Below are 21,844 nucleotides of genomic sequence, written 5' to 3'. Positions count from 1 at the left end.
CCTGACCCACTGAATGAAAAAAGGAGCCCGAGGGCTCCTTTTTTTATTGCCGCGGGTTCTTCAGTGCAGGATCTGGCTGAGGAACAACTTGGTACGCTCGTTCTGCGGGCTGTTGAAGAAAGTTTCGGGGTCGGCCTCTTCGACAACCTCGCCCTTGTCGAGGAACAGCACGCGGTTCGCTACGGTGCGGGCAAAGCCCATCTCGTGGGTTACGCAGAGCATGGTCATGCCGTCTTCGGCCAGACCGACCATGGTGTCCAGAACCTCCTTGACCATTTCCGGGTCGAGTGCCGAGGTCGGCTCATCGAACAACATGATTTTCGGCTTCATGCACAGCGCACGAGCGATGGCTACCCGCTGCTGCTGACCACCGGAGAGTTGCCCCGGAAATTTATTGGCCTGCTCGGGAATCCGCACACGCTCGAGGAAGTGCATGGCAACCTCTTCGGCCTGACGTTTGGACATCTTGCGCACCCACATCGGCGCCAACGTGCAGTTCTGCAGCACGGTGAGGTGCGGGAACAGGTTGAAGTGCTGGAACACCATGCCCACTTCGCGCCGAACCATCTCGATGTGCTTGAGGTCATGGGTCAGTTCGGTGCCATCGACCACGATACGCCCTTGCTGGTGCTCTTCCAGGCGATTGATACAGCGAATGGCCGTCGACTTGCCGGAGCCGGATGGACCGCAGAGGACGATACGTTCACCCGGTTTGACACTCAGATTGATGTCCTTGAGCACATGGAACTCGCCGTACCACTTGTGCACGCCTTCCATCAGGATCATCGCTTCAGCGCTGGTTTGTTTGTTTGCTACAGACATTGAAAGGGCTCCTAACGCTTATGGCCAGTCTCGAGCTTGCGCTCCAGGTGCATGGAGTAACGGGACATACCAAAACAGAAAATCCAGAAAACCAGGGCGGCGAACACATAGCCTTCTGTGGCCATACCCAGCCAGACCGGGTCGGTGGTGGCTTGTTTGATACTGTTGAGCAGGTCGAACAGGCCGATGATGATCACCAGGCTGGTGTCCTTGAACAAGGCGATAAAGGTGTTGACGATACCTGGAATCACCAGTTTCAACGCCTGCGGCAGAATCACCAGGCCCATCATCCGCCAGTAGCCCAGGCCCATGGCCGCAGCCGCCTCGTACTGGCCTTTGGGGATGGCTTGCAAGCCGCCACGCACCACTTCGGCTACATAAGCCGACTGGAACAGGATCACCCCGATCAGTGCCCGCATCAGCTTGTCGAAGTTCATCCCTTCCGGGAGAAACAGCGGCAGCATCACCGAAGACATGAACAACACGGTGATCAACGGCACACCACGCCAGAACTCGATGAAGGTCACGCAGATCACCCGGATCGCCGGCATATCCGAACGCCGGCCAAGCGCCAGCAGGATGCCCAGCGGCAAGGCGCCAGCGATGCCGACAGAGGCAATCACCAGCGTCAGCATCAGGCCACCCCAACGGGTGGTAGATACCGTGCTCAGACCGAAGTAACCACCATGCAGCAGCCAGTAGGCCAGCAATGGGTACAGCACCAGGAAAGCCAAGCCGTACAGCGCCTTGCGTGGCATTTGCGGGATGAACAGAGGCGACGCACCAATCACCGCCATCCATAGCGTCAGGTCGACACGCCAGCGCAACTCGGTCGGATAGAAGCCATACATGAACTGGCCGAACCGCTGCTGAATGAACACCCAGCAGGCACCTTCACCGGTGCAATCTGAACGGGTGGTGCCGACCCAGTTGGCATCGATTAAAGCCCACTGGATCATCGGCGGAATAATCAACCAGACCAGGTAAGCGGAAAACAGGGTTAACAGGGTATTGAACCAGCTGGAGAACAGGTTGGCGCGCAGCCAACCGAGCACACCAACGCTGAGCAGCGGTGGTGGTAGATCGGGTTTGAACGTATGGGTTTGCATGGGCTGCTCCTTACCGCTCGATCAGCGCAATGCGCTTGTTGTACCAGTTCATCAGCATGGAAATGCTGATACTGATGGCCAGGTAGACGCTCATGGTGATGGCGACCACCTCGATGGCCTGGCCAGTCTGATTGAGCACTGTGCCGGCGAACAACGAGACCATGTCCGGATAGCCGATACCGGCCGCCAGCGAAGAGTTCTTCGCCAGGTTGAGGTATTGGCTGGTCAATGGCGGAATGATTACTCGCAGTGCTTGCGGGATGATCACCAGACGCAGGGTCTTGCCGGCGGGCAAGCCTAGGGAGCGAGCGGCTTCGGTCTGACCATGGCTGACCGAAAGAATCCCGGCACGCACGGTCTCGGCGATAAAGGCCGCGGTATAGATAGTCAGTGCCAGGGTCAGCGCCATCAGCTCGGGGATCATCACCCAGCCACCGCGGAAGTTGAAACCGCTCAGCTCCGGCGTAGTCCATTGCAGCGGATTACCCGTCAGCAGCACGGCCAGCGCGGGCAGCCCAAGCAGTAAAGGCACAGCCCCCAGCGACACGGGAAAGTACTTACCGGTCGCCTCGAACCGCGCCTTCGACCAACGCGACAACAGCACGATACCGATGACCGCCACCACTACGGCGCCGAAAAAGGGCATGAAGCTGTCGGTGGCGCTGGGTGACGGCATGTACAGGCCGCGGCTATTGAGGAAGAACGTCTGGCCAATATCCAGGCTCTGCCTCGGCCCGGGAAGCGAGAGCATCACCGCGAAGTACCAGAAGAAGATTTGCAGCAATGGTGGAATATTGCGGAACGTCTCGATATAGACGGTGGCCAGTTTGCTCATCAACCAGTTGGGCGACAACCGCGCCACGCCGATAATGAAGCCAAGAATAGTCGCACCGATGATACCGATCACCGACACCAGCAGGGTATTGAGCAGACCGACGAAGAAAACCCGTCCGTAGGTATCGCTCTCGCTGTAATCGATCAGGTGCTGGGCAATGCCGAAGCCGGCACTGTTATCGAGAAAGGCGAAACCGGAGGTGATCCCGCGTTTCTCCAGGTTGGTCTGGGTGTTGTCGAACAGATACCAGCCGAGCGCCACGACGACGATAACGGCAAGAATTTGGAATAGCCAGGCACGCAACTTGGGGTCGGTCCAAACCGAACCACTTGGGCGCGAGGCATGTTCAGGAGTTTGCATAGAAGCCCTCTAGGAACCCCCATGCCCATGTGGGCGGGCATGGGGTTCACGTCATCTAGAACATGCCGAAACCCCAGGACAGGGTTCCGGCAAAGACGATCAGCGCACCGGCGGTGCGTATTGCAGACCACCTTTGTTCCACAGGGCGTTAAGGCCGCGTTCGATCTTCAGATCACTGCCGGCGCCGACGTTGCGGTCGAAGCTCTCGCCGTAGTTGCCCACTTGCTTGACGATCTGTACCGCCCAGTCTTTCGGCAGTTTCAGGTCCTTGCCGAACTCACCCTCGCCACCCAGCAGTCGGGCGACATCCGGGTTCTTGGTGGATTTAGCCAGATCTTCGACGTTAGCCGAGGTGAGACCCAGCTCTTCGGCGTTGACCATGGCGAACAGGCTCCAACGCACGATGTTGAACCACTCGTCATCACCCTGACGCACAACCGGGCCCAGCGGCTCTTTCGAGATCACTTCCGGCAGTACCACATATTCCAGCGGCGCAGACAGCTTGATGCGCTGAGCATAGAGCTGCGACTGGTCGGAAGTCAGCACGTCGCAACGGCCGGCTTCCAGCGAGGTAGCGCTCTCGTCGGAGGTATCGTAAGTGATTGGGGTGTACTTCAGGCCGTTCGAGCGGAAGTAGTCGGACAGGTTCAGCTCGGTGGTGGTACCGGCCTGGATGCACACGGTAGCGCCGTCGAGTTCCTTGGCGCTGGTAACGCCGAGCTTCTTGTTAACCAGGAAGCCCTGACCGTCGTAATAATTGACGCCGGCAAAGTTCAAGCCCAGACCGGAGTCGCGCGAGCTGGTCCAGGTGGTGTTACGCGACAGCACATCGATTTCGCCGGATTGCAGCGCGGTGAAGCGCTCCTTGGCAGTCAACGGGCTGAATTTGACCTTGGTCGCATCACCAAACAGGGCAGCTGCCACTGCGCGGCATACATCGACGTCGAGGCCGAAATAATTGCCTTTTTCATCGGCATAGGAGAAGCCAGGCAGACCATCGCTGATACCGCACTGAACAAAACCTTTCTTCTGTACCGCGTCCAGGGTGGCGCCAGCATGCACGAAGCCGCTGATGCCTAGAACGGTTGCGGTAGTCAGAATAGCCAGGGTGGATTTCACCATCTTCATTAAAACCTCCAGTTGCTTTTGTTGTGTTTGGAGTCTCGGCCCTACATCCGTACCCTTATGGGGCACGTCGATCGTGTCGGCAGCAACGCGATCAACCGGGGATCAGACCTCAGCGAGAGTCTAGTAGCCGATTGTTTCATCGGCCATAAAAAACGCTCGCTCGCCCATTGGTCAAATGGGCTAGAGACGGAGAGCGATTCGCTTATCGTCAAACATGCAGCGTTTGACGAGTCTTGTGGAAACCCCCATCAAATGGCTTCCCGTCTGTTCCGTACCCGGTTTAGTAGCAGTGTTACCGTCCCGGGCGACAGCATCAGTCCCGGTTAGTTATAGCAAAGCCCGTACCAAAACTTCGCTCTTAGTACGATACGGACAGGTCAAGAGCAAAACTTGTAACCTTGCGACATCTTATTCACAGAATAGCCACTCACTGAAATTTCAGGTGCACTAAAAGATGCGCACTGCACCACTCTGGAGCTACCCATGAGCGACCCGTTGATTCTTCAGCCCACACTCGCCGCCGACGCCTGCGTCATTTGGTTGCACGGCCTGGGGGCTGATCGCTATGACTTTCTGCCCGTGGCCGAGGCCCTGCAAGAACAACTGCGCAGTACGCGCTTTGTCATGCCGCAGGCACCAACCCAGCCGGTGACCATCAATGGTGGCATGGCCATGCCCAGTTGGTACGACATCCTGGCCATGAGCCCGGCACGGGCAATCAACCGCGACCAACTGGAAGCCTCGGCCCAGCAGGTGATCACGTTGATCGAAGCACAGCGCGACAGCGGTATCGACCCTGCGCGGATATTTCTCGTCGGCTTCTCCCAGGGCGGCGCCGTGGTGCTGCATACAGCCTTCCTGCGCTGGCAATGGCCGCTCGGCGGGGTCATCGCACTGTCTACCTATGCGCCAACCTTCAGTGACGAAATGCAACTGGCGGACACACAAAAACAACTGCCGGTACTCTGCTTGCATGGCCGATTCGACGATGTTGTGCAGCCCGCCATGGGCCGCACGGCTCACGACCAACTGACCGCCTGTGGCGTCGCCGTGCAGTGGCGCGATTATCCGATGGCCCATGAGGTGCTGCCGGAAGAGATCCGCGACATCGCCGACTGGCTCGCGCAGCGGCTCAGCACGCCAATGCCACGAGCCGAGAACAATCAATGACCAACCAACCCATCATTCGCGGTTTAGCCGATATCGAGCAGATCGAAGCCACCCCACTGGCCGAACGCAATCTGCCGCCCAGCACCTACGAGCTGATCCAGCGCACGGCCCAGGCGCAACCGCAGGCACCGGCACTGTCCTTTATCCTCCAGGGCACAGCCGACGAGCCGGCCTATCGGCTTAATTACCAGGAACTGCTGGGCAAGATCACCCAAACCGCCAACGCCTTTCACCGTCTCGGCCTGCGTCCGGGCAAGGCGGTGTCGTTCCTGCTGCCCAACCTGCCGCAAACCCACTTCACCATCTGGGGCGGCGAAGCGGCCGGCATCGTCAACGCGATCAATCCGCTGCTCGACCCCGAGCATATTGCCGAGCTGATCCAGGCCTCCGACTCCGAGTTTCTGGTGACCCTGGCGCCCTTCCCCGGCACCGACCTGTGGGCCAAGGTCGAGTCGCTGCGTGGCCAGCTCCCCGGCCTCAAGGCAGTGATCTGCGTGGACATGGCCAACCTGCTGCCCGAGCCGCAGCGCAGTGCGCTCAAGGCGCAACGCGGACCGCTGCCGGACGGCGTGCTCGACTTCGACGAACTGATCGGCGCCTGCCCGGCCGAGCAACTGGAGAGCGGCCGCCAGTTCCACCCCGATGACATCGCCAGTTATTTCCACACCGGCGGCACCACCGGCACGCCCAAGCTGGCCCCGCATAGCCACGCCAACGAAGTGGCCATGGCCTACAGCATGAATCTGGTGACCCGCTTCGCGCCAGGCGACGTGACCCTCTGCGGCCTGCCACTGTTCCACGTCAATGGCGTCATCGTCACCGGCCTGACAGCCTTCGGCGGTGGTGCCGAAGTCCTGCTGGCCACCCCGCAGGGCTATCGCAACAGCGCACTGATCGAGAATTTCTGGAGCATCATCGAGCGCCACAAGGTCAGCTTCTTCAGCGGCGTGCCGACCATCTATGCCGGCCTGCTGCAAGTGCCCAGCGAGGGCCACGACCTCAGTTCGCTGAAATATGCCCTGTGCGGCGCCGCGCCCATGCCAGTGGAGCTGATCCGCCAGTTCGAGGCCAAGACCGGCCTGACCCTGATTGAAGGTTATGGCCTCACCGAAGGCACGTGCGGCACCTGCGCCAATCCGCCAGCTGGCGAGCGCCGCCCCGGCTCGATCGGTCTGCGCATGCCCTACTGCGAGGTGAGCATCAAGCTGCTCGACGAACAGGGCCGCTATCTGCGCGATGCCGCAGCAAATGAAATCGGCAACCTGTGCATCCGTGGCGCCACCGTGTTCAAGGGCTACCTGCAAGCCAGCAAGAACGTCGGCATCTGGGTCGATGGCAACTGGTTCAACAGCGGCGACTTGGGACGCATCGACGCCGACGGCTACATCTGGCTGACCGGGCGCAGCAAGGACCTGATCATCCGCGGCGGTCACAACATCGACCCGCAGATGATCGAGGAGGCCCTGCACAGCCACCCTGCCGTGGCCTTGGCCGCCGCAGTCGGCAAGCCCGACGAGAAGGCCGGCGAACTGCCAGTGGTCTATGTCCAGCTCAAGCCCGGCAGCCAGGCCAGCGAAGCGGAACTGCTGGCCCATGCCGCCGCGCATATCCCCGAACGCGCCGCCGTGCCCAAGGACGCCTGGATCATCGACGCCATCCCGGTCACCGCGGTTGGCAAGACCTTCAAACCGACCCTGCGCTTCGATGCCATTCGGCGTGTCTATCAGGCGGCAATGGCCGAACTGGATAGCGCTATCCGCGTCGAGGTACTCAGCGACGAGCACCTCGGCCAGCTCGCCCATATCCATCTACCGTGCCGCGACAGCCAACTGGAGCAGACTGTGAACACGCGCCTGGCAGGGTTCGCGGTGCCCATCCAACTGCACTGCAGCGACTGATTAACCCCATGAGCGCCAGGGTAATCCGGAGCGAGCCTCCCGGATTGCGCCTGGGCGAACCAGGCTAAAAAGCTGCTTTGCAGGAAGCCCGCCAACTGCGACTGTTCAAAAATGTCGCAACCAGCAGCGTCAACCAGGTGCTCAAGGCATTTCGCGCCTGCGACCTGGAGCATGACGTCACGGTGTCCATAGGCCTGGCACCAATGGACCCGAAAGCCAGCCTGCAGAGCCTGATTGCCCGGGGCGACAGCACGCTCTACAGAGCCAAGCAACAAGGCCGCAACTGCCTCTGCTAGAGTCGTTGCCTGACGACAGCCGGATATCGCCACACATGCGCACACGCACGTTACTGCTTGCCCTGCCGCTGCTTGCGCTGATCGGCGCGGGGATTTTCTTCAGCTTGCCCAACCTGCTCGACCGGCGCATGAACAGCGTCGAGGCGCCCGCGCCCTATCCCGCCAGCGCAACCGCCCTACAGGTGCATGACAAGCTGTTTATCGCCGATCTGCATGACGATGTGCTGCTCTGGCAGCGTGACCTGCTTGAACGCCATAGCTACGGCCACTCGGACCTGCCGCGCATGCTCGAAGCGCAGGTCGGCTTGCAGGTGTTTTCCACCGTAACCAAGACCCCGCGCGGCATGAACACCCAGCGCAATGGCGCCGACAGCGACAACATCACCCTGCTGGCGATGGCCCAGCGCTGGCCGCGCGCGACCTGGGACAGCCTGCTGCAACGCGCCCTGTATCAAGCCGAAAAGCTGCGCCTGGCTGCCGCCAACAGCGACGGCAGGCTAGTACTGATCAGAACACGGGGCGATTTGGCCGCCTTTCTCCAGGCCTGGCAGCAAGATCCACAGCGCGTTGCGGCCCTGCTCTCGACCGAGGGCCTGCACCCACTCGAAGGCCAGCTGAGTAACCTGGACCGCCTGTATGACGCCGGTTTTCGCATCACCGGCCTGACCCACTTCTTCGACAACGAAGTCGGAGGCTCGGCCCACGGCCTGACGAAGGGCGGCCTTACCCCGTTCGGTCGTCAGGTGATCAAACGCCTGCAAGAAAAATCCATGCTGATCGACCTGGCCCATGCCTCGCGGCCGCTGATCGACGACGTGCTGGCCATGGCCACGCGCCCGCTGCTGGTCACCCATACCGGCGTCGAAGGTACCTGTCCGGGCCCGCGCAACCTTAGCGACAAGCACCTGCAAGGCATCGCCGCCACCGGCGGAGTGATCGGCATCGGTTACTGGGATACGGCCGTGTGCGCCACCTCGGTCGCGGCCATCGTCAAGGCCATTCGCTACACCGCCGACAAAGTCGGAGTCGACCACGTCGCCCTCGGCTCGGACTTCAACGGCACGGTCCACACCCCTTTCGATGTCACCGGCTTGGGCCAATTGACCGAGGCGCTGCTCGAGGCCGGCTTCAGCCGCAGCGAGATTGCCGCGATCATGGGTGGCAACGTTCAGCGCCTGCTACTCGCCAGCCTGCCGCGAGACTGAACACCCCGGATCCGGCGGCCGCGGACAAGGCCAGCCACGGCACTTCGCCGCGCCAGCTTCTTGCTTTACACTGGCAACCGTTCACTCCTTAACCAATTGATGAGATGACCGTGCTCAAAGCACTCAAGAAAATGTTCGGCAAAGCCGAGGGCGAGCAGCCCAGCCCAACCAGCACGTCTGCTTCGCCAACCACGCCGCGTAGCGGCGACACCAACCACGAGCAACCCAACCGCACGGCCAAGATGCACCACCCGGCCAGCGATAGCGGCAGCGCATCTGCGGTGCTGGTTAACCAAGAACAACCAGCCGTCAAGGCCGAAAAACCCCGGCGCCAGCGTGCAGCCAAGCCGGTGGACACCTGGAAATTGGAAGACTTCGCGGTCGAACCGGCCGAAGGCAAGACCCGCTTCCATGACTTCAAGCTCTCCCCCGAGCTGATGCATGCGATCCACGACCTGGGATTCCCCTACTGCACGCCGATCCAGGCTCAGGTGCTCGGCTTCACCCTCAGAGGCCAGGATGCTATTGGCCGCGCCCAGACCGGTACCGGCAAGACCGCCGCCTTCCTGGTCTCGATCATCACCCAGCTGCTGCAGACCCCGCCGCCGAAAGAACGCTACATGGGTGAACCGCGCGCACTGATCATCGCGCCGACCCGCGAACTGGTAGTGCAGATCGCCAAGGATGCCGCAGACCTGACCAAATACACCGGGCTCAATGTGATGAGCTTCGTCGGCGGCATGGACTTCGACAAACAGCTGAAGCTGCTCGAGTCGCGCCATTGCGACATTCTGGTGGCCACCCCGGGCCGTTTGCTCGACTTCAACCAGCGCGGCGAAGTGCACCTGGACATGGTCGAGGTGATGGTGCTCGATGAGGCCGACCGTATGCTCGACATGGGCTTTATCCCCCAGGTGCGGCAGATCATCCGCCAGACCCCGCCGAAGAACGAGCGCCAGACCCTGCTGTTCTCGGCGACCTTCACCGAAGACGTGATGAACCTGGCCAAGCAGTGGACCACTGAACCCGCCATCGTCGAGATCGAATCGGAAAACGTCGCCAGCGATACCGTCGAGCAGCATGTCTACATGGTCGCCTCCAGCGACAAGTACAAGCTGTTGTACAACCTGATCGCGCAGAACGACTGGATCCGGGTGATGGTCTTCGCCAATCGCAAGGACGAAGTGCGGCGCATCGAAGAACGCCTGACCCGTGATGGCATCAGCGCCGCGCAAATGTCTGGCGACGTGCCGCAGCACAAGCGGATCAAGACCCTCGAAGGCTTCCGCGAAGGCAAGATTCGGGTAATGGTCGCCACCGATGTAGCCGGCCGCGGGATTCACGTCGAGGCCATCAGCCACGTGATCAACTACACCTTGCCGGAAGTACCGGACGACTACGTGCACCGCATCGGTCGTACCGGTCGTGCTGGCGCCAGCGGCACCTCGATCAGCTTCGCCAGCGAAAACGACGCCTACGCCCTGCCACCGATCGAACAACTGCTGGGGCGCAAGATCAACTGCGAAATGCCACCGGAAGTGTTGCTCACGCCGGTACCGCACAAGCGCTAGGCGCAGCGCTGCAGGCAACATGAAAAAGGCGAAGCCAAGCGGCTTCGCCTTTTTTATTGGCGAGGTCCCCGTTATGCGCTGCTAGCGGCCCCGGTCAGTGGATAGGCCGGACCGGGACGTCGGTCGCTCAGGGGCGTCGCGACGAACAGTCCGCCGTTTACTGGAAGGCGAAGGACTGCTTTGCGGGTACGCATTAACCGCAAAATGGATCGCCAGCAAGCTACGGCTTGTGCCAGCGCTCGGCGGCGCTCCGATCGCTTTGCCGGCCCTCGACCCAGCAGGAGCCCTCGGCCGTGTCTTCCTTCTTCCAGAACGGCGCGCGGGTCTTCAGGTAGTCCATGACGAAGGCACACGCCTCGAACGCCGCCTCACGGTGGGCGCTGGTGGTGCCGACAAAGACTATCGGCTCGCCCGGTTCCAGGCGGCCAATGCGGTGAATGACCTGCAGGTTCAGCAGCGGCCAGCGCTGCCCGGCCTCGACCGCGATTTTGGCCAGGGATTTCTCGGTCATGCCGGGGAAGTGCTCGAGGAACATACCGCCGACTTCGCGGCCCTCGTTGAAATCGCGCACATAGCCGATGAAGCTGACCACCGCACCTACACCGACGTTCGCCGCATGCAGCGCGTTGACTTCAACCCCCGGATCGAAGGTCTCGATCTGCACTCGAATGGTCATAAAAAATTGTCCTCAAAGCGTAAACGGGGAAGACGTAGGCCGGGTTAATGATGCAGATCCGTAGCCAGAGCCATGGACACGGCCTGTCGCGGCTAAAGCCCCTCGCACAAATGTGTGGCCACTTGTGGGAGGGGCTTTAGCCGCGATGGCAGCGAACTCAGCCGCCGGTCACGGTGGGAAAGAAGGCCACTTCATCGCCCTCCTCCAGCGGCTCGTCGAGGCTGCACAGCTCCTGATTGCGCGCGCACATCAGGTTCTGCTCGGCCAACACCTGCCACACCCCACCACGAGCCAGCAGGTGCTGGCGCAGGTCATCAAGGGTGGCGAGTTCCAGGGTATGGCTCAGTTGCTCACCATCCAGGCCCAGCGCCTCGCGGTAACGGGCGAAATACTGCACATGAATCATTGCTCGTCCTCGGCCTTGTAGTGACCACTCTTGCCGCCCAGCTTCTCCAGCAGGCGCACGCTTTCGATGACCATGCCGCGATCCACCGCCTTGCACATATCGTAGATGGTCAGGGCGGCGACACTGGCGGCGGTCAGGGCTTCCATTTCCACCCCGGTCTGCCCGCTCAGCTTGCAGCGCGCGGTGATCTGCACGGCATCATCGCCATGGGCGAGCAATTCGACCTTGACGCTGCTCAACATCAGCGAATGACAGAGCGGGATCAGGTCAGCGGTCTTCTTGGCGGCCTGGATGCCGGCGATACGCGCCACGGCGAACACATCACCCTTGGGATGCGCGCCATCGACGATCATCTGCAGGGTCTGCGGGCGCATACGCACTAGGGCTTGAGCCACGGCCTCACGGACGGTCAGCGCTTTATCGCTGACATCGACCATAGTGGCGTGACCTTGGGAATCGAGATGGGTTAGCACAGGTTTACTCCAGGCAGGGATCGGCCGATTGTAAACCCAGCAGTCCAGATATGGCAGCAGCAAGCTGCAAGCCTTGCTGCTACGCGTTCAACTCGCAGCTTAGGGCTTGCAGCTTGCCGCTTACCGCCTCCTACATATGGGTTTCGGCAAATTCCGCCAGGATCGAGCGCGGCACCCCTTGCAGGGTGATGTGCACGCCGTGGGAGAAGTCCTTGAAGCGTTCGGTGAGGTAGGTCAGGCCCGAGCTGGGCGCCGACAGGTAGGGCGTATCGATCTGCGCCAGGTTACCCAGGCAGATCACCTTGGAGCCAGTGCCGGCACGGGTGATGATGGTCTTCATCTGATGCGGAGTGAGGTTCTGACACTCGTCGATCAGGATCAGACTCTGCTGGAAGCTGCGCCCACGGATGTAGTTAAGCGATTTGAACTGCAGCGGCACCTTCTGCAGGATGTAGTCGACGCTGCCGTGGGTGTTCTCGTCATCCATGTGCAGCGCTTCCAGGTTGTCGGTAATGGCGCCGAGCCAGGGCTCCATCTTCTCCGCCTCGGTGCCGGGCAGGAAGCCGATCTCCTGGTCCAGCCCCTGTACGCTGCGCGTGGCGATAATCCTCCGATAGCGCTTGCTGACCATGGTCTGCTCGATGGCCGCAGCCAGGGCCAGGATGGTCTTGCCCGAACCGGCGGCACCGGTCAGGTTGACCAGGTGGATGTCTGGGTCGAGCAAGGCGAACAGCGCCAGCGCCTGGTGAATATCTCGTGGGCGCAGACCCCAGGCCTCCTGATGCAGCAAAGGCTCCTGATGCAGATCGAGGATCAGTAATTCATCGGCCTCGATGCCCTTGATCCAGCCGACGAAGCCCTGCTCGTCGATGATGAACTCGTTGATATGGACTGCCGGCAGGTTATCGATCAGTTGCACCCGGTGCCAGGTTCGGCCGTGATCCTGACGGGTGTCGACCTTACTGACCCGGTCCCAGAACGAGCCACTGAGGTTGTGATAACCCTTGGGCAGCAGCGAGATATCGTCGACCAACTGGTCGGTGTGGTAGTCCTCCGAGTCGATACCGCAGGCGCGCGCCTTCAGGCGCATGTTGATGTCCTTGGTCACCAGCACCACGGACATGTCCGGGCGGCGAGCTTTCAGCTCGACCAGCTGGTTGATGATCTTGTTGTCGTTGAGATCCTCTGGCAGCCAGGTAATGGGCGAGGCACTTTTAGTCATGAGAATCGAGAGAAAACCACAGGGCCCGCTCTTCTCACGCTGGATCGCGACACCATGCTCCACTTCCTCGGGCGTGGCACTACCCAGGATCTTGTCGATCAAACGAATAGCCTGCCGGCACTCGGCGGCGACGCCTTGCTTGCCGGTTTTCAGCTTGTCCAACTCCTCCAGCACGGTCATCGGGATGGCGACGTGGTGCTCCTGAAAATTCAGCAGCGCATTGGGATCGTGGATCAACACATTGGTGTCGAGGGCGTAGAGGGTTGGAGCGGTGGGCTTGAAGCTTCCGTGGTCATCCATACTCGGTCACCTTCTTATAGGAGCCAAGCGACGGAATGCCTGAGCAGCGCTCCGCCGCGGGGACCACCGACCGCTCAGATGGGGACTGAGCTGATGCAAGCAAGGTGAAGGGTCGCCACCTGTCTGCAGGGTTCGGCGGTCTGTCTTTTAGATACTCCAAAAACCATGACAGGCGAATGTTTTTTTTATTTATTTCAGTTTATTCGTCGCCGCGACGAATAGCGCTTGGCGACCCGCAAAAGCGCCGCTAAAGTCAGGAGTTCTACCCGCACTCGCGGCGAAAAAAAATCCCGCATCAGTAGCGCCATCACCACTCGTTTTCAACACAACGATTGACTTCAATAGTCACGTGCACCAACTCGCCGATCCCCGCTAGTCGGGCCTTATAGCGATCCGCAGAGATATCGCCATGGGTCACCACGCTGATAATGCAGGCGTACTGCGCGCGGCCGACTCGCCACAGGTGCAAATCCGCCAGTTCGGTGTCCGCTTCCTGCGCCAGGGCGCTGCGCACACGCACCACCACGGGGCTGTCCATCTCCCGATCGAGCAACACCGTGGCGGTGTCGATCAACAAGCCCTTGGCCCATACCGCGATGATCAGCGCACCGATCACGCCCATCAGCGGATCGAGCCAGCTCCAGCCGAACAGCAGGCCACCGAGCAGGGCAATGATCGCCGCCACCGAGGTCAGCGCATCGGCCAGCACATGGATAAAAGCGGCATGCCGATTGAGGTCTTTTCCGGCAATCAGGGCCGAGTGATCGTGATCGGCATGAGCATGCCCGTGGCCATGCGCGTGCTCATGTTGGTCGCGCAGCAGCCAGGCCGACAGCAGGTTGACCAGTAGACCGACCACCGCCACCCACAGCGCCACGTCAAAGGCGATCACCTGCGGCTGCCACAGTCGCCACAACGACTCGAACGCCAGCATCGCCACCACCACCAGCAACAGCAGCGAACTGGCGAAACCAGCCAGCACCTCGATCTTCCAGGTGCCGAAGGCGAAGCGCGGATCATCGGCGTAACGCCGCGCCAACAAATAGGCCAGGGCCGTCAGGCCGATGGCGAGCATGTGCGACGCCATGTGCCAGCCATCGGCGAGCAGGGCCATGGAGTTGAAGGCATAACCGGCGGCGATTTCCACCAGCATGGTCACCCCGGTCAGCGCGGCCACCAGCCAGGCTTGGCGTTCGGTGCGGGTTTCCAGCGGTCGGTAATCGTGGGCGGGTTGCCAGCGCGAATGATTGCAGGCAGTCATGGTGGCTCCTTGAAGGATTCGACCTGGGCAAACTACAACCCCGTGGCGGCCCCCAGGTCAAGCGCAGCGGTATCCGGGTCGGGATGCCCACCCTCACTAAGCAATTTCATGGGTAGTCTGGCCGTCCTAAGCGTCTGGAAGCCTGGCGGGCTGCTAGAATCGCGGCCAAGACTTTCAGGAGCAGACTTTATGCTGATGGTTATTTCCCCGGCCAAGACCCTCGATTACCAGACGCCGCCGGTGACCCAGCGCTATACCCAGCCCGAGCATCTCGACCACGCCCAGGATCTGATCGCCCAACTGCGCGACTTTACGCCCCTGCAGATTGCCGAACTGATGCACCTGTCGGACAAGCTCGCCGGCCTGAATGCCTCACGCTTCGGCAGCTGGACGAAAAATTTCACCCCGGAAAATGCCAAGCAGGCACTGCTGGCGTTCAAGGGCGATGTCTACACCGGGCTGAACGCCGAAGACTTCAGCGAAGCCGACTTCGATTTCGCCCAGACCCACCTGCGCATGCTCTCTGGCCTCTACGGCGTGTTGCGGCCACTGGACCTGATGCAACCCTATCGCCTGGAGATGGGCACCAAGTTGGCCAATCCGCGCGGTAACAACCTCTACGACTTCTGGAGTGAGCGCATCAGTGGCTGGCTGAATGACGCGCTGGTCGCCCAGGGTGACAACGTACTGCTCAACCTGGCCTCCAACGAGTATTTCAGTGCGGTGAAACGCAAGGTGCTCAACGCGCGAATCATCGACACCGAGTTCAAGGACCTGAAAAACGGTCAGTACAAGATCATCAGCTTCTACGCCAAGAAGGCCCGCGGCCTGATGGCGCGCTATGTGATCAAAGAGCGCCTGAGCAATGCCGAGGATCTCAAGGACTTCGCCGCACAGGGTTACCGCTACTCGGCAGAGCACTCGAAAACCGACAAACTGGTGTTTCTGCGCGACCTCCCGCAAGACTGATCCCGCCTCCATGCCCCCGCTACGGGCCGCCGCACGGCCCGTTTGCACCCCACCCGCCGACAATCCAAATACCCGCACAATCAAACTGATTAATTAATTAACCCTGCGCATTGAACTTTCCGAACGCTTAATACACCGCGCAAGCATTGCCAATGCCGCCACTATAAATGGCTACCCATGGGCAATTACTTGCCGTTATTCAAATAATCCCCTCCATTTAAAAAAAAGACCAGCGGCAGGAACTATAGGGAAAAGCGCGCACTCCTATCAACGTAACATGCTACTTAATTAAACTTTTTCGCGAACCGACCTGCTGCTAATTGCCGGACAACAGTCCGCCAGGTTATTTCAATCAGATTAACGTTGTAGCGAAATCACAGGAGCACTTCCACCGTTCAAATGACCTACCGAGACCCAAGAGCCAGAGCCTCCTAGGCCAGCAGCTGCTTGGCTCGGTAGCAGAATAGGGCACGCTGCATACTAAACGCCCAGTTCCGGCCTCCTCTTGCGGAGGCCAAATATTTCTCATACCTAAATTAATTCAGTCGCCCCGTCGACATGAGTTAACCGAATGATTGTGGTCAATAAGCCACTATTAAATTGTGCAATAAATCGACGAGGTAATACGATGCGAATCAGTATCTTTGGTTTGGGTTATGTGGGTGCCGTGTGTGCCGGTTGTTTATCGGCCCGCGGCCATGACGTGGTCGGTGTAGACATCTCGGCAGCCAAGATCGACCTGATTAACAATGGCAAATCGCCCATAGTCGAACCCGGCCTGGAAGTATTACTGCAGCAGGGTCTGAACTCTGGCCACCTGCGCGGCACCACCGATGTTGCCGACGCGATTCGTGACACCGAGGTCTCGTTTATTTGCGTCGGTACGCCGAGCAAAAAGAACGGCGATCTGGAACTGGATTACATCGAAGGCGTGTGCCGCGAAATCGGCTTCGCCATGCGCAACAAGCCCGAACGGCATACCGTGGTAGTCCGCAGCACCGTGCTGCCGGGCACCGTGAAGAATGTGGTGATTCCGATCCTCGAAGACTGCTCGGGCAAGAAAGCCGGTGTCGATTTCGGCGTGGCGGTGAACCCCGAGTTCCTCCGCGAAAGCACCGCGATCCAGGACTACGATTTCCCGCCTATGACCGTGATCGGCGAACTGGATACCGCCGCCGGTGACCTGCTGGAAAGCATCTACAGCGAACTCGACGCGCCGGTGATCCGCAAGGACATCGATGTCGCCGAGATGATCAAGTACACCTGTAACGTCTGGCACGCCACCAAGGTGACCTTCGCCAACGAGATCGGCAACATTGCCAAGGCGGTAGGGGTCGACGGCCGCGAAGTGATGGACGTGATCTGCCAGGATCACAAGCTCAACCTCTCCAAGTACTACATGAAGCCCGGCTTCGCCTTCGGTGGCTCCTGCCTGCCGAAAGACGTGCGCGCCCTGTCCTACCGCGCCGGCTCGCTGGACGTCGAAGCGCCGCTGATTGGTTCGTTGATGCGCAGCAACGTGGTCCAGGTGCAGAACGCCTTCGACATCATCTCCAGCTACAACAAGCGCAAGGTCGCCCTGCTCGGCTTGAGCTTCAAGTCCGGCACCGATGACCTGCGCGAAAGCCCGCTGGTAGAGCTGGCCGAAATGCTCATCGGCAAGGGCTTCGAGCTGAGCATCTACGACAGCAACGTCGAATATGCCCGTGTCTATGGCGCCAACAAGGAGTACATCGAATCGAAGATTCCGCATGTCTCCTCACTGCTCAACAGTGACTTCGATGCGGTAGTCGACAACGCCGAGATCATTGTGCTCGGCAATGGCGATGTGCGCTTTGCTTCCCTGGCGCAACAGCCGCTCGATGGCAAGCACGTAGTCGACCTGGTCGGCTTCATGCCAACGGCCTCCCGTACGGGTGCCGAAGGTATCTGCTGGTAAACCAGCCTGTCAGCCAGTTGAGCCGAACCCTGGGCGCGCGAGCAGCACACTCGCCCCGGGTTCTTCCGGCGCTTCCGGCGCACACGATGGATATGCATATGCAAACAAGCACGCTAAAAACCGGTCTCCTAGAGGCCGCAGGTTGGCTGTTCTACCTATCACTGCTGATGTTGCTCGCGTTGGCGCTGCCCAGGAGCGTGTTCGACCCTGAGTCGCGCGACTATCTCCTGCTGATCGGCGCAGTGGGCATCTGGCGTTATTCCATGGGTGCGGTGCACTTTCTCCGCGGCATCCTGTTTCTCTATGTGGTTTACCCCTATTACCGCCGCAAGGTGCAAAAACTCGGCACGGACGCCGACCCTTCTCAGGTGTTCCTGCTGGTCACCAGCTTCCGCATCGACGCGTTGACCACCGCCCAGGTGTACCGCTCGGTGATTCGCGAGGCGATTGACTGCGGCTACCCGACGACGGTGGTGTGTTCCATCGTCGAGCTGTCCGATGAACTGCTGGTGAAGAACCTCTGGGCGCGGATGAACCCGCCAGAGCATGTCAAGCTGGACTTCGTGCGCATTCCCGGTACGGGCAAGCGTGATGGCCTGGCCTATGGTTTTCGCGCCATCTCCCGGCAAATTCCGGATGCGAACGCGGTGGTCGCGGTGATCGATGGCGACACCGTGCTGGGTGCAGGCGCGGTACGCAAGACCGTGCCCTGGTTCAAGTTGTTCCCGAATGTCGGCGGCCTGACCACCAACGAGTTCTGCGAGGTGCGCGGCGGCTACATCATGAGCGAGTGGCATCAGCTGCGCTTCGCCCAGCGCCACCTCAACATGTGCTCGATGGCGCTGTCCAAGCGCGTGCTGACCATGACCGGACGCATGTCGGTATTTCGCGCCGAAGTGGTGACCAACCCTACGTTCATCGCCGATGTCGAAAGCGATCACCTCGACCACTGGCGTCTTGGCCGTTTCCAGTTCCTTACCGGCGACGACAAGTCGAGCTGGTACAGCCTGATGAGCCTGGGCTACGACACCTTCTACGTGCCGGATGCGGCGATCAATACGGTCGAGCATCCGCCGGAGAAGAGCTTCATCAAGGCCAGTCGCAAGCTGATGTTCCGCTGGTATGGCAACAACCTGCGGCAGAACGCCCGCGCCCTGCGCCTGGGCACAGGCCGTCTGGGCTGGTTCACCAGCGTGGTGCTGTTCGATCAGCGCGTATCGATGTGGACCAGCCTGCTCGGCCTGAGCGTGGCGATTATCGCCAGCCTCAAGTACGGCGCCGGGTTCTTCCTTGCCTACCTGCTGTGGATCGGCCTGACCCGGCTGGTGCTGACTCTGTTGCTGAGCGTCAGCGGCCACCGCATCGGCCCGGCCTACCCAGTGATTCTCTTTTACAACCAGATCGTCGGCGCGATGGTGAAGATCTACGTGTTCTTCCGCCTCGACCAGCAGTCCTGGACCCGTCAGCCGACCAAGCTCGATCGCGGCCTGGTGAGTTTCCAGCGTTGGTTCAATACCTGGTCCTCGCGTTCCATGACTTTTGCTGCCGGCAGCGTGTTTATCGCTGCGCTTCTGATACTGGTGTGACCGGAACCCGACCGGAACCTTTTTCGAACAGGAAATTGCAACCATGAATACAGCTGTCAACGTCAATGTGGTCCATGAATCAGAAGCCCAGCGCCAGCACGCCCGGGTCAAGCTCCCGGCCGTGCTGCGCTACCTGACGAAAAACCGCGAACGCATCGAAGCCAACACCCTCGATATCTCCGCCGGTGGCTTCAGTTTCAGCGCCAACAATCAGTCGGCGCAGGTCGGCGACTTTCATAAAGGCCGCCTGCAGTTCAGGCTGGACAGCCTTGACCTGGGCATCGACATCGAGTTTCAGGTGCGTTCGGTTGATACCGAAAACGCCCGCGTCGGCTGCCAGTTCCACAACATCAAGCCACGCGAGCTGGCCACCCTGCGCTACCTGATCAGCTCCTTCCTCGGCGGCGAACTGGTCAGCACTGGCGACCTGCTGAGTACCTTGCAGCGGGAAAATTTCACCAAAGCGCGCAAGAACGGCGCGGGTAACTCCGGCATGGGCGCGCTCGGTCGGCTCAAGGCCGTGAGCTTCAGCCTGGCAATTTTCCTGGTCGGCCTGGCCGCCTTCGGATTTATTTTCAAGTCGGTCTACGGCATGTATTTCGTGACCCACGCCCAATCGGCCCTGGTCAACGTACAGAGTCTGCAAGTGACCATGCCGCGTGAAGGCACCGTAGAGAGTCTGTTCGGCCCGGACGGCATGGTCGAGAAAGGCGCGCCCATCGCGACCTTCTCCGCCAGCATGCTGGAGATGCTCAAGGGCCATCTGGATAATGAACAACTGTCTCCCGCCAATGTCGAAGACCTGTTCGGCAAGCAGATGAAGGGCACCCTGACCAGCCCGTGCAATTGCAAGGTGGCACGTCAGTTGGTGGCCGACGGCCAGTTTGCCACCAAAGGCGATGTGATCTTCGAGCTGGTGCCGCAAGACACCAAGGCCACAGTGCTGGCCAGCTTCCCCTATCGTGACTTCTCCCGCGCTCGCCCTGGCAGCCGTGCCAGCTTCTGGGTGGCCGGTGAAGACACTCCGCGCTACGGCAAGATCATCAGCAGCAGCCTGCATCAAGGCGGCTTGTCGGCAGATATCCGCGTCGTGATCGAGCCGGAAGAGAGCCTCGATAGCCGCCTCGCCGGCCAGCCAGTGGAAGTCACCCTCGACCGCGGCCCGTCGTTCGACTGGATGTTTGACAAGGCCGTGGCGAAAGGTCTCTAAGGAGGACGTAACAATGGCGACTATCGACCCCCGTCTCATGCACGCAGCGCCCCTGCTGGCGCTCTCCCTGGCCATGACCCTGGCCGGTTGCGCCGGGCTGCCGGACGAGCGCCTGGCCGCCGAAGCGCTGAAGCGCGGCGACACCAGTACCGCCGAGCAGAACTACCGCCAACTGGCTGAGTTGGGCTACGTCAAGGCGCAGGTCGGCCTGGCCGATCTGCAATTGGCCAGCGGCACGCCGGAAGACCTGGAGAAGGCCGAACAGACCTATCGCCTGGCCCTTGACCAGTCGCCGCGGGCCCGGGCGCGTCTGGGTAAATTGCTCGCGCGCAAAGTGGACGCCAGCAAGGCCGAGCGCCTTGAAGCGGCCGAGTTGCTGAATGACGCATTCACCGCGGGAGAGCAAAGCAGCCTGTTGCCGCTGGTCGTGCTCTACCTGCAATACCCACAGGATTTCCCCGGTATGAACGTGCAAGAACGCATCTCCACCTGGCGCGAGCAAGGCCATACCCAGGCCGATCTGGCACAAATCCTGCTCTATCGCACCCAGGGCAACTACGACCAGCACCTGGGTGAAATCGAACAAATCTGCCAAGGCCTGATTGCCGAAGCCGATGTCTGCTACGTCGAACTGGCCACCGTGTATCAGAAGCAAGACCAGGCCGACAAACAGAAAGCCCTGCTGCAACGCCTGATGGCGGGCTACCGCAGCGCTGTCGTGACCCCGCAACGGGTGGATGACGTCGCCCAGGTGCTGGCCGACGCCGAGCTGGGCACGCCGGATGAAGAGCGAGCCCAGGAACTGCTCGAAACCATCGCCCCGACCTATCCGGCCGCCTGGGTCAGCCTGGCGCGCCTGCTCTATGACTACCCGGGCCTGGGCGACATCGACACCATGATGGGCTACCTCGACAAAGGTCGCGCCGCGGCGCTGCCGCGCGCCGAACTGTTGCTCGGCCGCCTGTACTACGAAGGCAAGCTGGTAGCACAGGACCCACACAAGGCCGAAGAGCATCTGCGCAAGGCCGCGCCCAGCGAACCCAGCGCCAACTACTTCCTCGGCCAAATCTACCTGCGTGGCTACCTCGGCGACATCTACCCACAGAAGGCCCTGGATCATTTGCTCAGCGCCGCTCGTAACGGCCGGATCAGCGCCGACTTCGCCCTCGCCCAGATGTACTCGCAAGGCAAGGGCGTGATTCCCGACCCGGTCAATGCTTTCGTCTTCAGCCAACTGGCGCTGCCGAAGAACACCCCGCAGGCCACCGAACTGGCCCGTCTGATCGAACAACAACTGCAACCGGCCCAACGTACCCGAGCCGAACAACTGCTGCGCGATGAACGTCAACTGCGCGGCATCGCCGGGCAAGAGCAAAACCTGCGCCAGGCGCAAACCCAATGAACAAGG

19 protein-coding genes are annotated in these 21,844 nt (G+C 60.6%); 10 read left to right on the top strand and 9 right to left on the bottom strand.

Annotated elements, in window-relative coordinates; translation table 11 throughout:
* Positions 1 to 60: 60 nt before the first annotated feature.
* From VCJ09_RS05640 to VCJ09_RS05625, 4 genes are all read right to left on the bottom strand, one after another.
* On the bottom strand, positions 61 to 822 hold the full coding sequence (locus VCJ09_RS05640; protein WP_079200967.1) for an amino acid ABC transporter ATP-binding protein: 762 nt from the start codon (positions 820 to 822) through the stop codon (positions 61 to 63).
* 11 nt (positions 823 to 833) lie between these two features.
* Positions 834 to 1,931: an amino acid ABC transporter permease gene (locus VCJ09_RS05635; RefSeq protein ID WP_324733485.1), complete on the bottom strand. Its 1,098-nt coding sequence runs from the start codon at positions 1,929 to 1,931 to the stop codon at positions 834 to 836.
* 10 nt (positions 1,932 to 1,941) lie between these two features.
* Positions 1,942 to 3,126 carry an amino acid ABC transporter permease gene (locus VCJ09_RS05630; RefSeq protein WP_324733484.1) on the bottom strand — a complete coding sequence of 395 codons (1,185 nt, stop codon included), beginning with the start codon at positions 3,124 to 3,126 and terminating at the stop codon, positions 1,942 to 1,944.
* A 99-nt stretch (positions 3,127 to 3,225) separates the two neighbouring features.
* A complete protein-coding gene (locus VCJ09_RS05625; RefSeq protein ID WP_324733483.1) occupies positions 3,226 to 4,254 on the bottom strand; it encodes an amino acid ABC transporter substrate-binding protein in 1,029 nt (342 codons plus the stop codon).
* 483 nt (positions 4,255 to 4,737) lie between these two features.
* On the opposite strand from VCJ09_RS05625, the gene VCJ09_RS05620 reads away from it, so the two are divergent.
* The 5 genes from VCJ09_RS05620 to rhlB all read left to right on the top strand — a co-directional run bounded on the left by VCJ09_RS05620 (position 4,738) and on the right by rhlB (position 10,394).
* Entirely contained in the window at positions 4,738 to 5,424 is a 687-nt protein-coding gene (locus VCJ09_RS05620) for an alpha/beta hydrolase (protein WP_324733482.1), read from the top strand.
* A complete protein-coding gene (locus tag VCJ09_RS05615; protein ID WP_324733481.1) occupies positions 5,421 to 7,322 on the top strand; it encodes an acyl-CoA synthetase in 1,902 nt (633 codons plus the stop codon). Before VCJ09_RS05620 ends, VCJ09_RS05615 begins: the two co-directional genes overlap by 4 nt.
* 77 nt (positions 7,323 to 7,399) lie before the next feature.
* Positions 7,400 to 7,618 carry a GGDEF domain-containing protein gene (locus tag VCJ09_RS05610; protein WP_324733480.1) on the top strand — a complete coding sequence of 73 codons (219 nt, stop codon included), beginning with the start codon at positions 7,400 to 7,402 and terminating at the stop codon, positions 7,616 to 7,618.
* A gap of 35 nt (positions 7,619 to 7,653) precedes the next feature.
* Positions 7,654 to 8,823 carry a dipeptidase gene (locus tag VCJ09_RS05605; RefSeq protein ID WP_324733479.1) on the top strand — a complete coding sequence of 390 codons (1,170 nt, stop codon included), beginning with the start codon at positions 7,654 to 7,656 and terminating at the stop codon, positions 8,821 to 8,823.
* 104 nt (positions 8,824 to 8,927) lie between these two features.
* On the top strand, positions 8,928 to 10,394 hold the full coding sequence (rhlB, locus tag VCJ09_RS05600; protein WP_407693010.1) for an ATP-dependent RNA helicase RhlB: 1,467 nt from the start codon (positions 8,928 to 8,930) through the stop codon (positions 10,392 to 10,394).
* 220 nt (positions 10,395 to 10,614) lie between these two features.
* Here rhlB and moaE read toward each other — a convergent pair whose 3' ends face one another.
* From moaE to dmeF, 5 genes are all read right to left on the bottom strand, one after another.
* Positions 10,615 to 11,070, bottom strand: coding sequence for a molybdopterin synthase catalytic subunit MoaE (gene moaE / locus VCJ09_RS05595; protein WP_324733477.1), 456 nt, complete (start codon positions 11,068 to 11,070; stop codon positions 10,615 to 10,617).
* A gap of 157 nt (positions 11,071 to 11,227) precedes the next feature.
* Positions 11,228 to 11,476 (bottom strand): molybdopterin converting factor subunit 1, encoded by a 249-nt coding sequence (gene moaD / locus VCJ09_RS05590; protein WP_324733476.1) that lies wholly within the window; start codon positions 11,474 to 11,476, stop codon positions 11,228 to 11,230.
* Positions 11,473 to 11,949: a cyclic pyranopterin monophosphate synthase MoaC gene (gene moaC / locus VCJ09_RS05585; RefSeq protein ID WP_079200951.1), complete on the bottom strand. Its 477-nt coding sequence runs from the start codon at positions 11,947 to 11,949 to the stop codon at positions 11,473 to 11,475. The genes moaD and moaC overlap by 4 nt, the downstream gene beginning before the upstream one ends.
* Before the next feature lie 130 nt (positions 11,950 to 12,079).
* A complete protein-coding gene (locus VCJ09_RS05580; protein ID WP_324733475.1) occupies positions 12,080 to 13,471 on the bottom strand; it encodes a PhoH family protein in 1,392 nt (463 codons plus the stop codon).
* 307 nt (positions 13,472 to 13,778) lie between these two features.
* Positions 13,779 to 14,732, bottom strand: a complete 954-nt coding sequence (gene dmeF, locus VCJ09_RS05575; RefSeq protein WP_324733474.1) for a CDF family Co(II)/Ni(II) efflux transporter DmeF — start codon at positions 14,730 to 14,732, stop codon at positions 13,779 to 13,781.
* Positions 14,733 to 14,921: 189 nt separating this feature from the next.
* Here dmeF and yaaA point away from each other — a divergent pair, with 189 nt between their 5' ends.
* The 5 genes from yaaA to algK all read left to right on the top strand — a co-directional run bounded on the left by yaaA (position 14,922) and on the right by algK (position 21,838).
* A complete protein-coding gene (gene yaaA, locus VCJ09_RS05570) occupies positions 14,922 to 15,701 on the top strand; it encodes a peroxide stress protein YaaA (RefSeq protein ID WP_324733473.1) in 780 nt (259 codons plus the stop codon).
* 628 nt (positions 15,702 to 16,329) lie between these two features.
* The gene (locus tag VCJ09_RS05565) at positions 16,330 to 17,640 is read left to right on the top strand and encodes a nucleotide sugar dehydrogenase (RefSeq protein WP_324733472.1); all 1,311 of its coding nucleotides are present in this window, start codon (positions 16,330 to 16,332) and stop codon (positions 17,638 to 17,640) included.
* Between the two features lie 98 nt (positions 17,641 to 17,738).
* Positions 17,739 to 19,226, top strand: coding sequence for a mannuronan synthase (gene alg8, locus VCJ09_RS05560; protein ID WP_324733471.1), 1,488 nt, complete (start codon positions 17,739 to 17,741; stop codon positions 19,224 to 19,226).
* A 43-nt stretch (positions 19,227 to 19,269) separates the two neighbouring features.
* Positions 19,270 to 20,436, top strand: coding sequence for an alginate biosynthesis protein Alg44 (locus VCJ09_RS05555; protein WP_324733470.1), 1,167 nt, complete (start codon positions 19,270 to 19,272; stop codon positions 20,434 to 20,436).
* A 13-nt stretch (positions 20,437 to 20,449) separates the two neighbouring features.
* Complete coding sequence (gene algK / locus VCJ09_RS05550; RefSeq protein ID WP_324733469.1) at positions 20,450 to 21,838, top strand: alginate biosynthesis TPR repeat lipoprotein AlgK; 1,389 nt, start codon at positions 20,450 to 20,452, stop codon at positions 21,836 to 21,838.
* Positions 21,839 to 21,844 lie beyond the last annotated feature (6 nt).

Source organism: Pseudomonas paeninsulae (assembly GCF_035621475.1).
Lineage (GTDB): Bacteria > Pseudomonadota > Gammaproteobacteria > Pseudomonadales > Pseudomonadaceae > Aquipseudomonas > Aquipseudomonas paeninsulae.
Note: the sequence above shows the minus strand (reverse complement) of the source record. Positions and strands in the feature narration are given on the sequence as shown.